The organism is Shewanella carassii (assembly GCF_002777975.1).
GTDB classification, from domain to species: Bacteria; Pseudomonadota; Gammaproteobacteria; order Enterobacterales; family Shewanellaceae; genus Shewanella; species Shewanella carassii.
Window position 1 is genome coordinate 1 of sequence record NZ_NGVS01000033.1, and the last position, 17,236, is coordinate 17,236.

Below are 17,236 nucleotides of genomic sequence, written 5' to 3' on the forward strand. Positions count from 1 at the left end.
AAACAATTAGCCAAAGGTCAAGTTTTGACAAAGGCAACAAAACCCTGATTTGGGTTGTTTTTACAACAGAATTGACTGGGTGTTTGCATTATTCTCTGTTTTTGACAGTCATAGTCCCACTTAGTACTGGCCGAGCTTCCGGCCACGGTGTAGCCAATCACCTGCGGTGCGCCTTTCGCACAGGCGATCCTGTGACACGGCGTGAATACGTCCATGTAGCCTTGACGAAAACGTCCCTGTTTTCGACGGTCACAGTTTCGCCTGTGCCTGAAAATGAGGTGTATGCCTGCAGATCTTTCAAATAGTTCAAGCTACTCAGGGTCAACAGAATTGCACCAATTCCCCCTCGGTGTCGCCGAAAGCCGTTGGCGCAAATAACGTGGCTGAGGCATGGATGCCGAAGCAGCGCCAGTCGAATCAGGGATGAGCGTCTGAAGCGGTAGTTATTTGTGCCATTAGGCCGAGGGGCGAAGCTCCACGACTTTAGGCCGCTGGCACAGCGGCTAGCATAGCTTTCAGCTCAAAATAGCCAAATAACATTGGTTGGGCCTCCGGCGATGGATGTTTCTCATTGTCTGCCAATGCAGGCATAAAAAGGAAGGGCTATGCCGAGGCCAAGATATACTCAAGTCTGAGCTAGTACATACGCCTTGCATTCAGGTCTGTGAGTTGACGCAGTGCACAAATGGGGCTTATTCGCACTTTCCTAAGCCCCTTTGTTGTTGATTGGTTTTCTTCAGATTAAGCCAAGATTATTTCCATTTATCTCTGAGGAACTCAGGCTCCATATATTCGTCCGGATAACGTCTCTTGCTGTCCCGGCGGCGTTGTTTGACCCGTTTGTTCTTTTGCTTGCCTCTGACATGATCTCCCCATGGAGTATCATCGTCGTCGAAATCATAGTGGTTTGACATGATCCATTTCCAATAACACAGTGCATATAGGTTGCACCGCTCCTTTTTACCTAAAGCATCGGTCAAGCTAAAGTGAGAAATTTAGCGTCTCAAGGTAAAAATTATTGCATGTCTGTCCACGGTTATCTTCAGGCATAAACCTGACTCTTGCTAGCCTTGTTTACGAAAACGAACAACAAACATCCCATCGGCATTGGCTTCAAAGGGCCAAATCGTCAAATACTGCGTCTGTTCACCGCTGAATGGGTGGCTGAGCGTTTCCAGAGTAAACTCGGGCCGCTTGGCCAGGAAGGCATCGACCACCTGGCGGTTTTCGCTGTCCGCCAGTGAGCAGGTGGCGTAAACCAGGGTGCCACCTGGCTTGACTGCATCGCAGGCGCGGCTGAGTATGTCGAGCTGCAGCGCGGGTTTATCGCTGATGGCCTGGCTGTCATCCAACCAACGCATGTCCGGATTTCGGCGCCAGGTGCCGGTGCAGCTGCAGGGGGCATCGACCAGCACGCCGTCGAAGGCTTCTCTGGCAACCGGCAGGGCATCGCTGCGCCAAGGCGCGACCTTGATGTTGAAACCGGCGCGTTTGGCGCGTTTTTCCAATTCATTGAGCGCTGCCGTGCGGATATCCGAGGCGGTAATAGTGCCAAAAACGCCTTTGGCGGCGCTATCTTGCTGCATCAGCGAGCTGAGTTGCAGGCTCTTGCCACCGGCGCCGGAGCAGGCGTCCCACCAGTTTTCGCCGGCTTTTGGGGCGCAAACCTGGCCTATGACCTGGGAGGCCAGATCCTGCACTTCAATAAACCCTTCTTTATAGAGTCTGATTTCATTGAGGTTGATACTCTTGCTGCCAAGGCTGATGGCGTCATTGAAGACGGGGGCGGCGCTTGCATCGACTCCAGCGCTTCTGAGCTCGGCCAGGGCCTTGGACAGCGGCATATTCTGTACCCTGGCCCAGATAGGCGGGCGGCTACAAAGCGCGTCTATCAGCAGCTTTTCCCGGGCCTCTGGCAGCGGCGCCACGGCATGCCAGAACCAGTCCGGTGCCAGGTCTCTTGCCAAGACATGTCGGCCAGAAACCTTGAATACCAATGCGGCGGCGGCTTTGGGGGCCAGAGCCTGCTCAGGCAGGGCGAATGAGTTGCCTGCTTGTTGCTGCCAGGCACAGATAATGTCCGTCCAAGGGTGGGCTTCTATTGCCGCCGCCAATGCCAGGCGCTGGAACCACAGGCTTTGCTCATCGCCATTCTCAAGCTGTTGCAACCAACCCCACCAACGAAACAAGGCAAATAGGGTCTCCCGAATGACTCTTCTGTCTTTGGAGCCGTGTTTCTTGTTGCTGCGGAAATAGTTCGCCAGCACCCGATCGGCACTCTGGCGACTGTCGAGGATTTCGGTGAACAGTGTGTTGATGGTGTTGGCATAACTGGCGGCACGTTTTTGGGCCGGAGTCAGTGAAGGGCTTGGCGCGGTCAAAGGTTTCTCTGCATCAAGTGTGGATAGCAATGGCGCCAATATTAACAGAAGTGCCGCGGCCTGTCCCCGGCACCTTGTTTGCTAATGGTTGCTACTGCTTACTAATGCTTACCACACGACTCAGACTTAACGGGTAACCATTTGCGCTATCTGTTTGGCCCTGTCTTCATCACTCAACTGGTCTCTGGACTCCGGGGTGACTATGCCTTTTTGACAGGCCGGGCGCAGAGCCAGCGTATCGAGCCAACGTTGCAGGTGAGGCAGACCTTGAATATCTATGCCGCTCCAGTCGTAGATCCGCACCCAGGGCCAGGTGGCCATATCGGCTATGCTGTATTCATCACCGGCCAGATAGGCATGTTTGGCCAACTGATTATCCATCACCTCAAACAGGCGCCGGCCCTCGTTTTGATAACGCTCTATCGCGGCCGGGATCTTCTCCGGAAAATAACGGTAGAACACATTGGCTTGTCCCATCATGGGGCCTACGCCGCCCATCTGGAACATCAGCCATTGAATGACCTGGGAGCGCTTCTTGGCATCAACAGGTAAGAATTTCCCCGTTTTTTCAGCTAAGTAAAGCAGGATGGCACCGGATTCAAACACCACGAAATCATTGTTGTCCCTGTCTATGATAGCCGGGATCCGGCCGTTGGGATTGATGGCTAAAAATTCTGGCTGTTTCTGTTCATTGGCACTGAGATCCAGATGGTGTACCCGGTAGGGCAAGCCCATCTCTTCCAGGGCAATACTGATTTTAAAGCCGTTGGGGGTGGCGGCGGTATAGAGTTCAATCATGTGTGTCTCCTAGATTTTATCCTTGCTTTGGCTGGCTCATTGCCGGGCGTTGTCCGGTTTGCTCATACCAGCTCTGCAGCACAGGGAAAGGCTGCAGTGAAATCTGCAGATTTTTGATGAATCCCAATAAGATATAGGCGGTGATATCGGCAATGGAGTAGTTGTCACCGGCCAGATAGGGGGATTCACTCAGGCGCTGCTCCAGCAGAGGCAGGAAAGATTCCAGACGTTTGCGGGATTCTTCGCCCCAGGCTTGAATGCAGGTTTCCCGGTCGCTGTAGATGCCGCTGATATTGCGAAATGCCTGAAAGGCAGGTAACAACCCCTGCAGTTCAACGATGCGCTGCCACATCTCCACCTTTGCTCGCTCGAGCGGCGTGTTGCCAAAGAGCTTGAGCTCGGTAGGGAACAACTCGTCGAGATAACGGCAGATGGCCACAGACTCGCACAGATAACTGCCATCATCCAGCTCCAGCAGCGGAATGCGGCCATTGAGACTCTTGGCCTTGAATTCGGCCGAGAGATTTTCTCCGCCGCGAAGATCGACGTTTACCCGCTCGATATCTATGCCTTTCTCCGCCATGAAAATACTGACTCTGCGGGCACTTGGGGTGGGTCCGAGTTCATACAGCTTCATCTATCTTTCTCCATCTGTCTTGGGTCGTTTAGTTATTTTTCCTGGTTTGGTTTCAGGAAAATGTATTCAAATCTTTTTCGGAACGATCGTTTAGGTTAGACTTTAGGGGATATTAGAACGATCAGTCAAGAATTAATTTGACTAAATATACAGCACGTCATTCGCTGGAAACGCTTGGGAGCAGTATGGCAAGAAGTTGCAATTTTGACCGGGAAGATAAGCTGAAATTGGCAATGGAGCTCTTTTGGCAAAAGGGTTATGCCGCCACTTCAGTGGCGGATCTGGTCGAGCATCTGGGGATCAACAGATTCAGTCTCTATAACACCTATGGCGACAAGCTGAATCTGTACCGGGAGGCGCTGCGTCTGTATCTGCAGCAAAACTCTTTACCATCGCTCGACAGCCTGCGCGCCGAAGGCGCAGGGTTACAGCAGGTAATTGATTATCTTGAGCAGTTTGTGACCCTGCAGCGAGAGCAAAAATACGGCTGTTTCCTGCAAAATGCGCTGCTGGAGATGAGCCTGGAGGATGCTGTCGTACAGCAAGAGAGTCGGCACTTGTTTGACTCCATCAAGGAGGCGTTTGCCAAGGCGCTGACCCACGCCAGAGAGTGCGGCGAGCTTAACAGCGACAATACCGAGGCGCTCGCGGCCTGGTTATTGCTGCAACTGCAGGGGATTCGGGTGCTCGGCAAGGCCGGTTTGCATCAGGAGTTGCAGCAGGCGCTGAGCGTGATGCGCGCTCAGCTTGGACGTTGAACCAGATTCTACCTGGGCGGTTTAAGCCCAGGTACGGCAATCAATAATCCAGTGACAGACATCAATAATCCAAGTCCAGCGCAAAGCACAGATAGCGCATCAACGCCTGGGTGTGTTGGAACTCACTGGCACAGAAGTCGACAAAATCGCTGCGACAAATCTGCTCTTTTGTCAGCATTTTAAGCGCCACAAAGTCTTTGCGTTTCAATTCGTTTATCAATGGGTGGCTTTTATCGAACCCCTTGGGTGGTCGCACCAGGCTGTCACCGTCCATCGTAAACCCATGGCGCCGTAATTCCTCCAACGCCTTACTGTAGGCGCGTGGGTTGTCGTCGATACATTGTCTGATGGCGCCGAGCACCTTGGATTCGGGGCGCCAGATCCCGGCAGCGATAAAGCAACCATCGTTGGCCAGATGCAGATACAACCCGGGAGCGTGAACATCCTTACCCTGAAAATGGCGAAACTGGATCCCGACATTGAGCTTGTAGGGCGACTTGTCGTGACCAAAGCGAGTGTCCCGCTGTGGCCGCATCAAACTGCCTCCGACCTTCTTGGCGACCGCCGTCAATCTGGGAGACAAGGCCTGAATAGGCTGCTGCATCTGTTCAATAAATGTCAGTGCCGGCCCCCTGAGCAGGGTTTCATACTCATCCTGATGTTGCTTGAACCAGGCCCTGTCGTTGTTGTTTTCCAGCCGGGTCAGAAAGGCAAAACCTTGTTCGCTGAAGCTCATCTTTGTTCTCCTTTTTCGTTATGGCGGTATCTCAAGTGAAAGCCGATGGTGAGTCAAGCGCTGTAATATGTATGCCCATAACTGTGCGGGAATATTGACCGTATCTTGAGGGGCAGGTTGAGGCTTTATTATCAATGAATTGAATGAGGTAAAGCGATTCTTGGGTGATTTTTTCACTGAACTGTTGGCGCGGATTTTGATAAATGCTCAATTTTTTGTGTTTTTGTGAGCTGTAATTCTGATTTGGCGCCGATTTTGCAGCATAATGTGTGCTTTGCCTGAACGAAGAATATTAGTAATGACTTCAGAAACTGAACTGCAAAGCCGCTGTGGCGGGAAATGTGAACTCTGTGGAGCCGAAGGCGCTCTGTCTGTCTATGATCTGCCTCACTCGGGTGATCGCACCGATAGCGACATTATGATCTGCGCTACCTGTGAAGGCCAGATTGCCGCTCCGGACACCATGGATGTTAACCACTGGCGTTGCCTGAACGACAGTATGTGGAGTCAGGTTCCTGCCGTACAGGTCATGGCTTATCGCATGCTCAAGCGTCTCAATGGCGAGAGTTGGGCTCAGGATCTGCTGGATATGCTTTATCTGGAAGACGATCTCAAAGCTTGGGGCGATGCCGAGTCTTTGGCGGCCGAGAGCGATGATTCGGCGCCGACACTGGACAGCAATGGCACTCAGTTGGCCGCCGGTGATAGCGTAGTGATCATTAAAGATCTCAACGTGAAGGGCACCAGCTTTGTGGCCAAGCGTGGTACAGCCGTGCGTAACATTGCTCTGACCAACAACCCTGAGCATATCGAAGGTCGGGTCAATGGCACCCGCATCGTTATCCTGAGCTGTTATGTGAAGAAATCATAAGGGGAGTAATTCGCCTCTTTACTGATTGATTCAGTTAAAAACGCCGCAGAAATCGATTTCTGCGGCGTTTTTGCTTTTCAGGCTTGGGAATAGCGGCTTGCTGGCATAATATTCCTTATAAAGAATCTTGCTATAGAGATAGTTATGTCGCAGGAAGAGCTAAAAACACAAACCCACAAGCCACAAGCCCACCAGCCGCAAGCCGCAGCTACCAAGGATGGCGTAGACACCATAGTCAGCCAGTGGTTGGTCGCCGGGGTGACTGACGACCTGCAGCCGATGGAAGTCTTTGGCCGCCTGGCTAGGATCTACAAATATATAGATGCTGAAATCCTCCGTTGCCATAGCGAATTTGGCTTGCGTCAGGGAGAGTTTGATGTGTTGGCAACCTTACGCCGCAGCGGTGAGCCATACACTCTGACTCCGGGGCAATTGCACCAGAGCATGATGCTGACCTCCGGCGCCATGACCAGCCGTTTGGATAAGCTGGAGCAGAAAGGATTCATTTGTCGCAGCCACAGCACCGAAGATCGCCGGGCGGTGAATGTACGATTGACCGCCGAAGGCAAGGCCAAGGTTGAGGCCGCCTTGCCTGCTCATATGGCTACTCAGCAGCAGTTACTCCAGGGGGTATCTGCCAAAGACAGGCAGAAACTGGCTGCGCTGCTCAAGGGCTGGCTGGCAGAGCTCGAATCTTGAGCCATCTGTCTTGAGCAAAGGTAACCTTCCGTCCTTGGCGGAGCCGCGAGGTTCCTTCAGTGCGCTTTGTCTATCATTCAATCTGCAGATCGGGTTGTAAATACCTGAGTTCTCAATCACCAAACCCGAGTTCTCAGCGACTCAGTTGTCTGTTACCGTATTTTATAAACAGATGACGTTGAAGTTGGTTGGCTGAAACTCATTGGTAAGTACCTTTGATGGTTAACGCTTCAATCATAGGTTGGCGTTCCAATAGATGTTAAATATTGCATTATTGACTGAACCCGGGCTGACAGGCATTCAGATCCCGGCTGCGGCCACTGGGCTTTGAGGTTAAGGTAGCTCAGTGTACCGATATGGTTGGGTTTGTTGTTGATAGGATGGATTATGAGACCCTTTGTTCGTGTGGCTGTGGTGTTGGGGCTGGTGTTTTTGGCGGTGATCGCGCTTGGGATCTACAGGTTCAACTTCGCCGAGGACGATCTCTATGTCAGGGAAAACGATATGGTGCGCCCACTGGCTGAATTTGATGGTGGTGCTCAAGGTGTGATGCAGCGGCTGTTCAGCTTGGACACCCGAGAGCCGTTCAGGATCCGTTTGCCGGACAGCAACAAGTCAGTCACTCTTACCGGCTTTAAGGAAGAGCAGCATCTGGCGTTTGGCGAATATCAGGATGAAGTGGTTCGTGGGGAGGTATTGCTCGATTATCGTAAGCTGACCCCCCTAAACTTGCCCGGCAATGCCGAATCGATGCAGTTTGTTGTTCCCTTCGCAGTGACAACCCAGGGCTCAGGTGTGTTCTGGTATTTGGGCATGTTTAGATTTGACTATCAAACAGGCGCCATCGCGCATCTGGCCAGCCAGTTTCTCGGCGACCGAATTGAGATTGAAGCCATTACTCCTAAAGAGCCGTTCGACCCACCTTACAGCGTGACTCTGGCGCTGAAGACCCGCACCCAGGAGCAATCTATGGCCGAAGCGCCGGGCGAGTATGTGGAACGCACTTTCTTTGTGACGTTTACCTCGATTCTGCCGTCTTCTTCCCAATAGGCGCCCGACTGAATGAGCCATAAATCTATGTCTCATCAGGCCGCTTTCCGGGCGCTGACAGACTTTTTCCTTGAATTGGGGCTTGAACCCAGTGCTTTGGCGCCACTCTTGGATAAGGCTCAGCTGAAAAGTTGTCAGGCAGGTGAGGTGCTGCTGGCACAAGGTGGCAAACAGCAGTCGGGCTTTTTATTGCTCAATGGTCTGCTGCGGGCCAGCCACTATCTGAGTGATGGTCAGCAGCGTTGCAAAGAGTTCTATTTCCCTGGCGAATTTTGTCTGCTTTACAGCAGTTTTCTCAGTGCTGAGCCTGCCCGTTATCAGCTTGAGGCACTGGAAAACAGCACTCTGGTGGTCGTGCCCCTGAGCCTGTTTGAGCTTAGCGGGTTTCAGCGCGCCGAGCTTTCATTGCTGCGTGCCCAGCTGCGCTACAAGGAGCAGAAAGAAGCTTTTCTATTGCTCAAGTCGCCAGAGCAGCGCTACCTGTGGTTAAAAAATCATTGGCCACACTGGATAAGCGCCCTGAGCCAGGTGCAGTTGGCCAACTATATCGGCATCACCCCAGAGAGCCTCAGCCGCATTCGCCGGCGTCTTAACCTAAGTTAATGCCATAGCCTCAATGGCACAGCACAATAGCGACCGGTTTCAATCTTCCGAGATACTGTGTTGTCCATTTTTGTTATTTCACAGCTGTTGGTCACTCTGGCGCTGCTTAGCGATCTTTTGTCATTCCAGTTCAGGCCCAGGCGCGCCGTGCTTGCTTGTCTGGTGGTGTCGGGCCTGCTGAACGCGGCGCATTTTATCTTGCTTAACCACTGGAGCCTGGCCATTTTAATGTTGGTTGCCAGTGTCAGATTCTTTGTCAGTATCTTCACCGTCGACAGACGTCTGATGTGGCTGTTTATGGCCGCTTCGGTCACGGCCGTGGCACTGAGTTTCAATCAATGGCTCGATCTTTTGAGTCTGGCCGGCAGTTTGTTGCAGACCAAGGCGGCCTTTTGCCGTGATGACAAACGATTAAGGGAGCTGATGTTCGTCGGCAGCGGTTGCTGGCTGCTGAATAACATCCTGTTGGGTTCGCCGATGGCGGTATTGATGGAGTCTGTGTTTATCGGCAGCAATCTGTTGGGGTACTACCGTTTCTATCTGCGCCGCAAAGGCTCTGCGCCCGTACAAGGGGGCTAATTCATGCGCGCCTTGCCACCGATAATCTTGAATGCAGGCACGCCGCGGATCAGTGCCTGACGGGCGAAGACCTGGCCGCAGCCGGGGCAGGTACAGGGCGTTTGCGTATGATCTGTCAGGATCCGTTCGACAAAACATTTAACCAAGGCGCCTTTGCCGCCCTTTCGATATTTGAACAGTTTTGCCTTGCAGCCGCAGCAGATGATTTCCACCGTCTGTTGCGGTCCTTTTTTATTGGGCTTACTCACTTGCCCGGCAGTTCGGTTTCCAGCTCAATATCAGTGCAGCCCTTGGGACAGCGGATGCTGGCAAGCTCTGAGGTGGATTTTGCCGGTGGCAAGGTGGCACTCAAGGCTTGTTGGCATTTAGGGCAGGGCACTTTTTTACCGGTCAGCAGTTGTTTGATCAGATTCTTCTGCGCCTTGAAGGACTGGGCGCTGCTTTGGTTGATATTGGAAAAGTCGGCGGATTTAGCTGTCATAGGCAGTATCTGAATTCGTCTGTTGCGGGTAAATAAGTCTGCAGCGATTATAGCCTTGCCGGCATGGCAAATAAAAGAGGGGCGCCGGGCGCCCCCTCTATCAATGCAGCTTGAGGTGGGGATGGATTATCCGGGTTATCCCCTTGGCAAACATCAACAGGGTGCCCTTGACCACACCGTGCAGCTCTATCAAATGGCGGCGATAGAGAGAGGTATAGACAAATCTGGCTATCTTGCCTTCGACCATGACGCCTCCGCCAATGAAAGACATGAGGTTGCCGACCGTGTGGAAGCGCGACAGGTTCACCAGTGAACCGAGATCCTTGTAAAGGTACTCTTTCGAGGGAGTTTTGCCGCTGAGCATGGCTATGATGTTATCCGCTGTCATCAAGGCCATCTGCCTGGCGGCCTGGCCCCTTGGCGGCACCCAGCTGCCATCCGGCTGCGGACAAGCGGCACAGTCTCCAATGGCAAAGATATGCTCATCCAGCGTGGTTTGGGCATTGGGTTTGACCAGCAGCTGATGGATATGATTGCTTTCCAGGCCGCCAATGCCGTGGAGAAACTCAGGCGCCTTGACCCCGGTGGACCAGATCACCATATCGCTCGGGATCTCTTCGCCTTCACTGGTAGTCAACGCCTTGGCCGTCACCTGGGTGATACGGGTATTGGTCATCACCCGGACTCCCAGAGTGCTCAGCTCTCTGGCGACTGCCGCCGAGATCTCTTCCTTTTCGACCTTGGGCAGTATTCGTTTGTCGGCTTCAATCAGGGTGACTTCCAACAGGCTGGTATCTATCTTGAAGCCAAAGCCCTTGAGCTGATCCACTGCGTGATGCATTTCGGCCGACATCTCCACCCCGGTGGCACCGGCGCCGACGACGGCGATTTTGATCTTCTCATCCAGCTGTTGATGGCTAGCATAACGCATAAACTTGTTCAGCAAACGCTGGCGGATGGCCATGGCCTGCTCTGTGTTGTCGAGGAAGACGCAGTGTTCCCGCACCCCGGGAATATTGAAGTCGTTGGCGATACTGCCGATGGCAATCACCAGATAGTCATAGTCGATGCGCCGTGATGGCAACAGCTCTTCACCCTTGTCATCACAAATGGGCGCCAGTATCACCTGCTTGGCATGGCGGTCTATGTCCGTCATGGCGCCTTGCTGAAAGTGATAGCCGTGAGCGGCTGCGTGACTGCGGTAACTGATGGCATCGACCCCGACATCCAATGCGCCTGTGGCGACCTCATGGAGCAGGGGTTTCCAGACATGGCTGTCGGCGACATCGATAAGGGTGACTCTGGCCTTGGCCTTGCGGCCCAGTTTATGGCCCAGTTTGGTGGCGATCTCCATACCACCGGCGCCGCCGCCGACGATGACGATATTGGCTAACTCGTGCATTTAATGGCTTTCCTGTTGCAGATTTAAAAACAAATTCTGTTATTCCGGCGGGCGAACTCGGTCGCCCTGGTTTGCATCAACCCCGCAAGGCCTGAATGATTGAGATCTTTAGACTTGGGCCCGCGGTGGAAAGTCTAGCAGTGGCAGGGTTTTCCAACAATTGGCCTAAAAATGGTTTATATCTGGGGTAAGTTTGAGTTTTCTTTTATTAGCTTTTGAAAAATAAGGAAATGATTTTCTCAGAAATGATATTATCTATCTGATTTGTGCCGAAGTGGATCGAATAACTGTGAGCTGTCGCCGTTGTTTATGATTGTTATGTGATCTCAAGCAGGCTTGGCCGTATCTTTGCTCAGAGTCTTATCTTGCGATAACAAAGAGACTCTCAGAAAAGATACGGCTCTTGGCTCGCTTTCGTTAACGAGTCGAAATGGCTTGGCTTGAACCGGCGCTTAAGTTCAGCTGAGTTTCTCCAGGCGAGTTCGACAGTCCTGATAGAGGTGTTCCACTATCTCTTCAACAGAGGTGTCTTTAGTGCACTTGTCCATAAAGACCTTGAGCGTGACTAAGGCATGAGTGCCGGACTTTAATCTTTCGCTGATCATGGCGAAGTAAGCCTCCTCCTTTTCAGCTTTACGCACCACGATATCTTGCGAGCAAAATAACCGATTGCCGGAGTGGGCGTGCCACTTGCTTAGTCGGTCGAGGGCAATTTCCGCCGAGTGATTGATTTCGATGTGATTGCGCCATGTGGCTTCGGCGCTCTGATCCTGATAGTGGGGGCAACGAACAGTGTAATTGATTATCTGAGTAATGGCTGTCATAAGGGATCCTGCCTGGTTGATTCCTGAATTTATCATAGGGGCTGAACTGACAATCGGCCACTGTGACAAGGGTTACAAACGCGGTGGTTTACTCCTTATTGCTTGCTGTTGTTAATCTCATTTAGCCTGTAATCGACAGAAATAAACCGGGGACAGATCCCAATATTTAGCTATTGCCGAATAACCGCTGAAATGCTGAGCTGATGGGCTTGGAAGGTGAATGGAGTACATCTTGGAAATAGCCAAGGCCCGTTCCTTAACGGGCCTTGGCGTATCTGGCACTGACGAATGTCAGATGCAAAAGTGGATTACAACGCGTTGCTGAAAATTTGGCAAATTTCTTCGTGAGTCGCCTGTTTGGGGTTGGTAAAGCCGCAGGCATCTTTCAGAGCATTCTCTGCAAGTACTGGGATATCTTCGGCCTTTACCCCAATTTTGGTCAGGTTTTCAGGGATTTTTACCGCCGCAGCCAATTCTTTTATCGCCTTGATTGCGGCCGCTGCACCCTGCTCATCGTTCATGGTACTAACATCAACACCCATGGCCTTGGCCACATCTTTCAGTCTTGGTGCCGCCACCTGAGCATTGTATTCCTGCACATAAGGCAGCAGGAGTGCGTTACACACGCCATGGGGCAGATCGTAGAAACCACCCAACTGGTGCGCCATGGCATGTACATAACCCAGGCTGGCGTTGTTGAATGCCATCCCGGCGAGGAACTGGGCATAAGCCATCTGTTCACGGGCCTGGATATTGTCGCCATGCTCTACCGCATTGATCAGGTTGGCATGAATAAGCTCAATAGCCTTGATGGCGCAGGCGTCAGTGATGGGGTTTGCGGCTGTGGACACATAGGCTTCTACCGCATGAGTCAGGGCATCCATACCGGTTGCCGCGGTCAGGTTGGCAGGTTTTTTCAGCATCAGCTCAGGGTCGTTGACCGAAATGGTCGGGGTAGTGTGCTTGTCGACAATGGCCATCTTAATATGACGGCTTTCATCTGTGATGATGCAGAAGCGGGTCATTTCGCTGGCGGTACCGGCGGTTGTGTTGATGGCCACCAGTGGCAACTGCGGCTTGGCGGACTGATCCACGCCTTCGTAGTCTTTGATTGAGCCACCATTGGCCGCGACTAGGGCAATCCCCTTGGCGCAATCGTGTGGTGAACCGCCGCCCAGGGAGATCACGAAGTCACAGTCGTTGGCGCGCAGCAACTCAAGGCCTGCTTCCACGTTACCAACGGTTGGGTTGGGTTGAACGCCATCGAATACAGTGGCACTAATGCCTGCTTGCCCCAGCTTCTCGGCGATCTGTCCCACCAGACCTATGCTGACCAAAGGCTTGTCTGTCACTATCAGTGCTCGTTTGAATCCCAGAGTTTGGATATCACCGATAGCATCGTCTACAGCGCCCTGACCCAGGACGTTTACTGAAGGGATAAAGAATTTAGCAGCCATAAGTTCACCTGTATATGCTGTTGAAAATGAAATCTGTATCTCTTTCTTGGTGCCAAACTACTAACTTGTTTGGCCAGAAAGTGTGATGTGTCGCCGGATTCGGCGTGAGAAAGAAAGAAAATTAGAACTTAATTGAAACTAAGTGACGTAAGTGCCGTTTTTATGGCACAGATGAAGATAACGCTCTTTCTTCCATGACAGCTGTGGCCTCCACGGGCACCATGATTGCTTGTTAAGGTGCACAAAACCATTAGTCGAAAGCATGGAATTGTTCTGGTTCAACCCGGCATATTGTCGTTATGACTGAACCCTCTCCTTGGAAGTCCGGCCAATTAAGTACCACATAAGTGGTAGCTAAACAAGTAATTTATGCCAGAGGTTCATGCTCTCTATCTGGCCGCCTATTTGGGTATTGAGGTGCAGACGGCCGCCATAGCGGTAATCCGCCGCGGCAAAGGTACGGTTCATACCAACGGAAACGGCTCTGGCTATGGTATAGGCGGTTCGGTAGCCCTGGTGGAGTATTGCTTGCTCCATATGTGCCAACAAGGCTCTGGCGCAGCCCTGTCCGCGTGCCTGTGGCAGAGTGGCGAAATCTGTCATCTCTGCACTGAGACTCTTGGGATCCTTTTCTGCCGAAGCCAGGGCTATCAGTCGCCCTTGCTGGCGGATCCCAAAGTAGTCGACATCACTGGCCATGCTCTGCCGTAAAAATTCCGGATCTTCAATGGGGAAGGGGTAGCTGGGAAACACCTCGCGATAGAGCTTGGCCATCTGTGGTAGGTCCTCTTCGTGGCAGCGACTGACCTCGGCCGCTGAATGGAATTCAGGCTTGATATCCGTCCTGGCGCGCTCCAGCAGGGTATCCAACTCCGGCAGGGTGCGAAACTGCCTGGTTTTGTCCTGGTAGCGGGCGAGAAATACGGCGTCCTGGCCTTGATAAAATCCTGGGATCCTGGCCTCTTCGCTGAAACCATATGCCAAAAATAGGCCTGCCTTGTGCTCAGGTAGCTTGGCGATGATCTTGCCGTAGCCATGTTGCAGCGCCATCGCATTCAGTGCATCCAGTAAAGGACCGGGAGAGGCATTACCAAGGGAGATCAGATAGATGCGATCATTGGCCGGGCCGTGCTGGATGTGGGCGCCGAGTAAGTTGAGTTGCTGATCAAATTGAGCTCGGGTCATGAGTGTGAACTGTCCTGATGCGAGGTGAGCCTGGGCTTGGGAGCTGGTTGGTGAATGATATTGACCAGCACCAACAAACCGGCGGAGACCAAAATGCCATAGATACTGGGATCCAGACCGAGTTTAGCTAAGCCATCCGGCAGCTTGAGCAGCTCTGTCAGTAGTGCCAGCGCCGTGAGTCCACCTCCTAACATGGCGTAAAGTGCCGCCGTGGAGCTGACTCTGGGCCAAAACAGTGCCGCTAGAGTCGGGATAAACAGTCCGGAAACCATAAAGGCATAAGCATAGAGAATGGCATCCAATACCTGCCTGGCCTGACTGGCGAGGTAGATGGCTGCCAGCCCTAACAATAGAGTGGCAATCATCGACAGTCTCAGGGTGTTGTTCCCTCTGGGATCCAGCCCGAGCAGATCTTGGGTCAGGTTGCCGGATGCCGCCATCAGGCAACTGTCTGCGGTGGACATGATGGCGGAAAAGTATGCCGCGATAATCAGCCCGGTAAAGCCCATTGGCAAGAGATCGCGGATCATCGCCGGCACCGCCATTTCACTGTCCATATGTGGCAACATGACTCTGGCGCACATCCCCAATAAAACGCCGGATATCGCCATCAGGGGATATTCAAGCACCCCGGCCAGATACCAGGCCCGCTTGGCCGTGGCGCTATCTTTACAGGCAAACATTCGCTGATAGAGAGTCATGGCAATTAGCCACACTGGTGTGATGGTGAGTAGCCAATTGATGGCCGTGATGGGATCTATGGCGGTCAGTGACATATGGGACTGCGGCAGACTGCGGCTCAGCCCCTGCCAGCCGCCGACCTCCACCAGGGCGTAGGGCAGGGTAAAACCAATCAAGCCCAGTAATAAAATGAGCCACTGGACGCTGTCGGTATAGATAACCGCCTTGAGGCCCCCAAATACAGTGTAAAGAATGGTGGTTCCGCCTATGACCCAGAGCGCCAACTGCAGCGGCGGCAAGGCATCGAACCCCTTGGGCAGCAGGGTTGCGGCCGCCAGTTTGGCACCGGCGAGGATCTGCGCGCCGGTAAACCCCAGATACCCGATACAGGAGATCAAGGCGGCCAACATGGCGACTCTGGCCCCGAATCTGTGCTTGAGCAGATCTGGATAGGTATAAAAGCGCTCGCCCTGCTCCAGACGTTTGACCCTGGGAATAACAAACACAGCAGATAACCAGGCACCCAGCAAACCGGTAAACAGCAGCCAGCTGCCCGCCAGGCCCATACTGAAGCCGAGACCGGCAAGACCTATGGAAAATCCGCCGCCCACATCCGTGGCGGCAATGGAAAAGCCCACGTGCCTGGCTTTGATATTGCGGCCACCGAGATAGTAGTCATCGCCGTCACTGTGGCGTTTGAAATGGAAGTACCCAAACCCCAGTAAACCTACGAGGTACGCCAGGAAAATCCCATAATCCAAAGGGTGCATGGATCACTCCTGTAGCAGGAATGATACGTCGGCGCTGCGCCCTTCAAAGTTGGTGGCTATCAGACGCTCACCTTCCGGGCCGGCTTGCCTGCTGACATATTCCGGCTGCACCGGCATTTTACCCAGACCGCCGACGCCATCGACGATAAAGGTGGGAATTGCCGGGCCGGATACCCAGCCGCGGATGCCGTGATAGATTTTCAGCATTCGCTGATAACTGACCTGAAACTTGCTGTTGCCCGGCGCCGGATCCATGGCATAGACGTAATAGGGACGTATGCCTATGGATACCAACTCCATTACCAGTTCCTGCATAGTATCTATGCTGTCGTTGACGCCTTTGATCAGCACGCTCTGGTTGCCGAGCATGATGCCGGTTTCCCTGAGCATGGCGATATGTTTGCTGAATAAGGGGGTGATTTCTCTGGGGTGGTTTACTTGGGTGTTGATCAGTGTGACTCGGTTACGCTTCAGTACCCGGCACAACTCGGGGGTGACCCGGGTAGGAAGCTGCGCCAATAAACGGCTGCCGATACGCAGAATTTTCAGATCCGGTCTGGCCTCTCGGATCATCGACAGAATTTCATCCAGCTTGTCATCTGTGAGCAGCAAAGGATCGCCGCCCGACAGAAGCACGTCCTGTACCTCTGTATGTTGGCGCAGATACTCCACCGAGCGACGGATCCTGTCCATGGAGATCACATTGAGCGGATCGGACACCATGCGTTTGCGGGTGCAGTGGCGGCAATAGGAGCCGCAGATGTTGTGCACCAGAAATAACACCCGGTTGGGATACCTGTGCACTATCGAGGTGCCTTCGGGCATCATGTCATCTTCCGCCAATTGATCGCCCATTTCATGGGGCGCGACCTCCAACTCATCCTGCTCCGGGACGTACTGCAACCTAATCGGGCAGTTGGGATCATCTTTATCCATTAATTGGGCTATGTAGGGGGTGATCCTGGCGGCAATCACTTCATAAACTTGGTCATCAACGGCGCGAATATTGTTGAATACCTGGGACAGTTGTTTGTCATTCTTAAAGCTCAGCGACAAGGTTTCTCGCCAGGGGCGATTGGCAACATCAAACTGCATCAGCGCCTGATGGCTGGAAAATGGCCGCTTCTCTGTGATGACTTTCAGTGGAATAGGATTTTCTTCGCTCTTGTACTTCAGGCTGGTGGCCGACATGGGGATAGTCCTTTTCTGATAATTAATGCTCAGTAATTGATTTGAGTTCTAATTGTTAGCCTTCTAATGATTACATTGTGAGGCTTTTGTATCAACAAAAGATGAATGATTTGTTGATTTAAGGTTGCGTCTG

General features: G+C 52.7%; 19 protein-coding genes. 6 read left to right on the top strand and 13 right to left on the bottom strand.

Features of this window, described 5'->3' with window-relative positions:
* Positions 1–752 precede the first annotated feature (752 nt).
* The 4 genes from CBE72_RS16185 to CBE72_RS16200 all read right to left on the bottom strand — a co-directional run bounded on the left by CBE72_RS16185 (position 753) and on the right by CBE72_RS16200 (position 3,816).
* Entirely contained in the window at positions 753–914 is a 162-nt protein-coding gene (locus CBE72_RS16185; RefSeq protein WP_100145030.1) for a small highly charged protein, read from the bottom strand.
* A 150-nt stretch (positions 915–1,064) separates the two neighbouring features.
* A complete protein-coding gene (locus tag CBE72_RS16190) occupies positions 1,065–2,381 on the bottom strand; it encodes an RsmB/NOP family class I SAM-dependent RNA methyltransferase (protein WP_229672001.1) in 1,317 nt (438 codons plus the stop codon).
* A 126-nt stretch (positions 2,382–2,507) separates the two neighbouring features.
* Positions 2,508–3,179: a glutathione S-transferase family protein gene (locus CBE72_RS16195; RefSeq protein WP_100145034.1), complete on the bottom strand. Its 672-nt coding sequence runs from the start codon at positions 3,177–3,179 to the stop codon at positions 2,508–2,510.
* 16 nt (positions 3,180–3,195) lie between these two features.
* Positions 3,196–3,816, bottom strand: a complete 621-nt coding sequence (locus tag CBE72_RS16200; RefSeq protein ID WP_100145036.1) for a glutathione S-transferase family protein — start codon at positions 3,814–3,816, stop codon at positions 3,196–3,198.
* Positions 3,817–4,001: 185 nt separating this feature from the next.
* On the opposite strand from CBE72_RS16200, the gene CBE72_RS16205 reads away from it, so the two are divergent.
* Positions 4,002–4,574: a TetR/AcrR family transcriptional regulator gene (locus CBE72_RS16205; RefSeq protein ID WP_100145038.1), complete on the top strand. Its 573-nt coding sequence runs from the start codon at positions 4,002–4,004 to the stop codon at positions 4,572–4,574.
* A gap of 61 nt (positions 4,575–4,635) precedes the next feature.
* On the opposite strand, the gene CBE72_RS16210 is transcribed toward CBE72_RS16205, so the two are convergent.
* Positions 4,636–5,310 carry a DUF2461 domain-containing protein gene (locus CBE72_RS16210; RefSeq protein ID WP_100145040.1) on the bottom strand — a complete coding sequence of 225 codons (675 nt, stop codon included), beginning with the start codon at positions 5,308–5,310 and terminating at the stop codon, positions 4,636–4,638.
* A 298-nt stretch (positions 5,311–5,608) separates the two neighbouring features.
* Here CBE72_RS16210 and CBE72_RS16215 point away from each other — a divergent pair, with 298 nt between their 5' ends.
* The 5 genes from CBE72_RS16215 (at position 5,609) to CBE72_RS16235 (ending at position 9,112) form a co-directional block, all read left to right on the top strand.
* Positions 5,609–6,181, top strand: coding sequence for a PhnA domain-containing protein (locus CBE72_RS16215; RefSeq protein ID WP_100145042.1), 573 nt, complete (start codon positions 5,609–5,611; stop codon positions 6,179–6,181).
* A 144-nt stretch (positions 6,182–6,325) separates the two neighbouring features.
* On the top strand, positions 6,326–6,880 hold the full coding sequence (locus CBE72_RS16220; protein ID WP_100145044.1) for a MarR family winged helix-turn-helix transcriptional regulator: 555 nt from the start codon (positions 6,326–6,328) through the stop codon (positions 6,878–6,880).
* Positions 6,881–7,267: 387 nt separating this feature from the next.
* Positions 7,268–7,930 (top strand): hypothetical protein, encoded by a 663-nt coding sequence (locus CBE72_RS16225; RefSeq protein ID WP_100145046.1) that lies wholly within the window; start codon positions 7,268–7,270, stop codon positions 7,928–7,930.
* A gap of 12 nt (positions 7,931–7,942) precedes the next feature.
* Complete coding sequence (locus CBE72_RS16230; protein ID WP_100145048.1) at positions 7,943–8,533, top strand: Crp/Fnr family transcriptional regulator; 591 nt, start codon at positions 7,943–7,945, stop codon at positions 8,531–8,533.
* Positions 8,534–8,593: 60 nt separating this feature from the next.
* Positions 8,594–9,112, top strand: coding sequence for a YgjV family protein (locus tag CBE72_RS16235; RefSeq protein WP_100145050.1), 519 nt, complete (start codon positions 8,594–8,596; stop codon positions 9,110–9,112).
* Here the strand turns inward: CBE72_RS16235 and CBE72_RS16240 are convergent.
* The 8 genes from CBE72_RS16240 to CBE72_RS16275 form a co-directional block, all read right to left on the bottom strand.
* On the bottom strand, positions 9,109–9,360 hold the full coding sequence (locus CBE72_RS16240; protein WP_028778989.1) for a hypothetical protein: 252 nt from the start codon (positions 9,358–9,360) through the stop codon (positions 9,109–9,111). The genes CBE72_RS16235 and CBE72_RS16240 overlap by 4 nt on opposite strands.
* On the bottom strand, positions 9,357–9,593 hold the full coding sequence (locus CBE72_RS16245; RefSeq protein WP_100145052.1) for a hypothetical protein: 237 nt from the start codon (positions 9,591–9,593) through the stop codon (positions 9,357–9,359). Before CBE72_RS16245 ends, CBE72_RS16240 begins: the two co-directional genes overlap by 4 nt.
* Before the next feature lie 100 nt (positions 9,594–9,693).
* Entirely contained in the window at positions 9,694–10,995 is a 1,302-nt protein-coding gene (locus CBE72_RS16250) for an NAD(P)/FAD-dependent oxidoreductase (RefSeq protein WP_100145054.1), read from the bottom strand.
* Between the two features lie 458 nt (positions 10,996–11,453).
* The gene (locus CBE72_RS16255; RefSeq protein ID WP_100145056.1) at positions 11,454–11,819 is read right to left on the bottom strand and encodes a cytoplasmic protein; all 366 of its coding nucleotides are present in this window, start codon (positions 11,817–11,819) and stop codon (positions 11,454–11,456) included.
* Between the two features lie 308 nt (positions 11,820–12,127).
* The gene (gene yiaY / locus CBE72_RS16260; protein ID WP_100145058.1) at positions 12,128–13,276 is read right to left on the bottom strand and encodes an L-threonine dehydrogenase; all 1,149 of its coding nucleotides are present in this window, start codon (positions 13,274–13,276) and stop codon (positions 12,128–12,130) included.
* Positions 13,277–13,630: 354 nt separating this feature from the next.
* On the bottom strand, positions 13,631–14,461 hold the full coding sequence (gene ablB / locus CBE72_RS16265; protein ID WP_100145060.1) for a putative beta-lysine N-acetyltransferase: 831 nt from the start codon (positions 14,459–14,461) through the stop codon (positions 13,631–13,633).
* Entirely contained in the window at positions 14,458–15,912 is a 1,455-nt protein-coding gene (locus CBE72_RS16270; protein WP_100145062.1) for a sodium:solute symporter family protein, read from the bottom strand. The genes ablB and CBE72_RS16270 overlap by 4 nt, the downstream gene beginning before the upstream one ends.
* Before the next feature lie 3 nt (positions 15,913–15,915).
* On the bottom strand, positions 15,916–17,103 hold the full coding sequence (locus tag CBE72_RS16275; protein ID WP_100145063.1) for a KamA family radical SAM protein: 1,188 nt from the start codon (positions 17,101–17,103) through the stop codon (positions 15,916–15,918).
* Positions 17,104–17,236 lie beyond the last annotated feature (133 nt).

Bases quoted from the DNA above. Each gene is read 5' to 3' on its own strand.
- CBE72_RS16255 (WP_100145056.1), bottom strand. From the start codon at position 11,819: ATGACAGCCATTACTCAGATAATCAATTACACTGTTCGTTGCCCCCAC.
- CBE72_RS16250 (WP_100145054.1), bottom strand. From the start codon at position 10,995: ATGCACGAGTTAGCCAATATCGTCATCGTCGGCGGCGGCGCCGGTGGT.
- CBE72_RS16215 (WP_100145042.1), top strand. From the start codon at position 5,609: ATGACTTCAGAAACTGAACTGCAAAGCCGCTGTGGCGGGAAATGTGAA.
- CBE72_RS16270 (WP_100145062.1), bottom strand. From the start codon at position 15,912: ATGCACCCTTTGGATTATGGGATTTTCCTGGCGTACCTCGTAGGTTTA.
- CBE72_RS16200 (WP_100145036.1), bottom strand. From the start codon at position 3,816: ATGAAGCTGTATGAACTCGGACCCACCCCAAGTGCCCGCAGAGTCAGT.
- CBE72_RS16195 (WP_100145034.1), bottom strand. From the start codon at position 3,179: ATGATTGAACTCTATACCGCCGCCACCCCCAACGGCTTTAAAATCAGT.
- CBE72_RS16245 (WP_100145052.1), bottom strand. From the start codon at position 9,593: ATGACAGCTAAATCCGCCGACTTTTCCAATATCAACCAAAGCAGCGCC.
- CBE72_RS16185 (WP_100145030.1), bottom strand. From the start codon at position 914: ATGTCAAACCACTATGATTTCGACGACGATGATACTCCATGGGGAGAT.
- CBE72_RS16230 (WP_100145048.1), top strand. From the start codon at position 7,943: ATGAGCCATAAATCTATGTCTCATCAGGCCGCTTTCCGGGCGCTGACA.
- CBE72_RS16210 (WP_100145040.1), bottom strand. From the start codon at position 5,310: ATGAGCTTCAGCGAACAAGGTTTTGCCTTTCTGACCCGGCTGGAAAAC.
- CBE72_RS16225 (WP_100145046.1), top strand. From the start codon at position 7,268: ATGAGACCCTTTGTTCGTGTGGCTGTGGTGTTGGGGCTGGTGTTTTTG.
- yiaY (WP_100145058.1), bottom strand. From the start codon at position 13,276: ATGGCTGCTAAATTCTTTATCCCTTCAGTAAACGTCCTGGGTCAGGGC.
- CBE72_RS16205 (WP_100145038.1), top strand. From the start codon at position 4,002: ATGGCAAGAAGTTGCAATTTTGACCGGGAAGATAAGCTGAAATTGGCA.
- CBE72_RS16220 (WP_100145044.1), top strand. From the start codon at position 6,326: ATGTCGCAGGAAGAGCTAAAAACACAAACCCACAAGCCACAAGCCCAC.
- ablB (WP_100145060.1), bottom strand. From the start codon at position 14,461: ATGACCCGAGCTCAATTTGATCAGCAACTCAACTTACTCGGCGCCCAC.
- CBE72_RS16275 (WP_100145063.1), bottom strand. From the start codon at position 17,103: ATGTCGGCCACCAGCCTGAAGTACAAGAGCGAAGAAAATCCTATTCCA.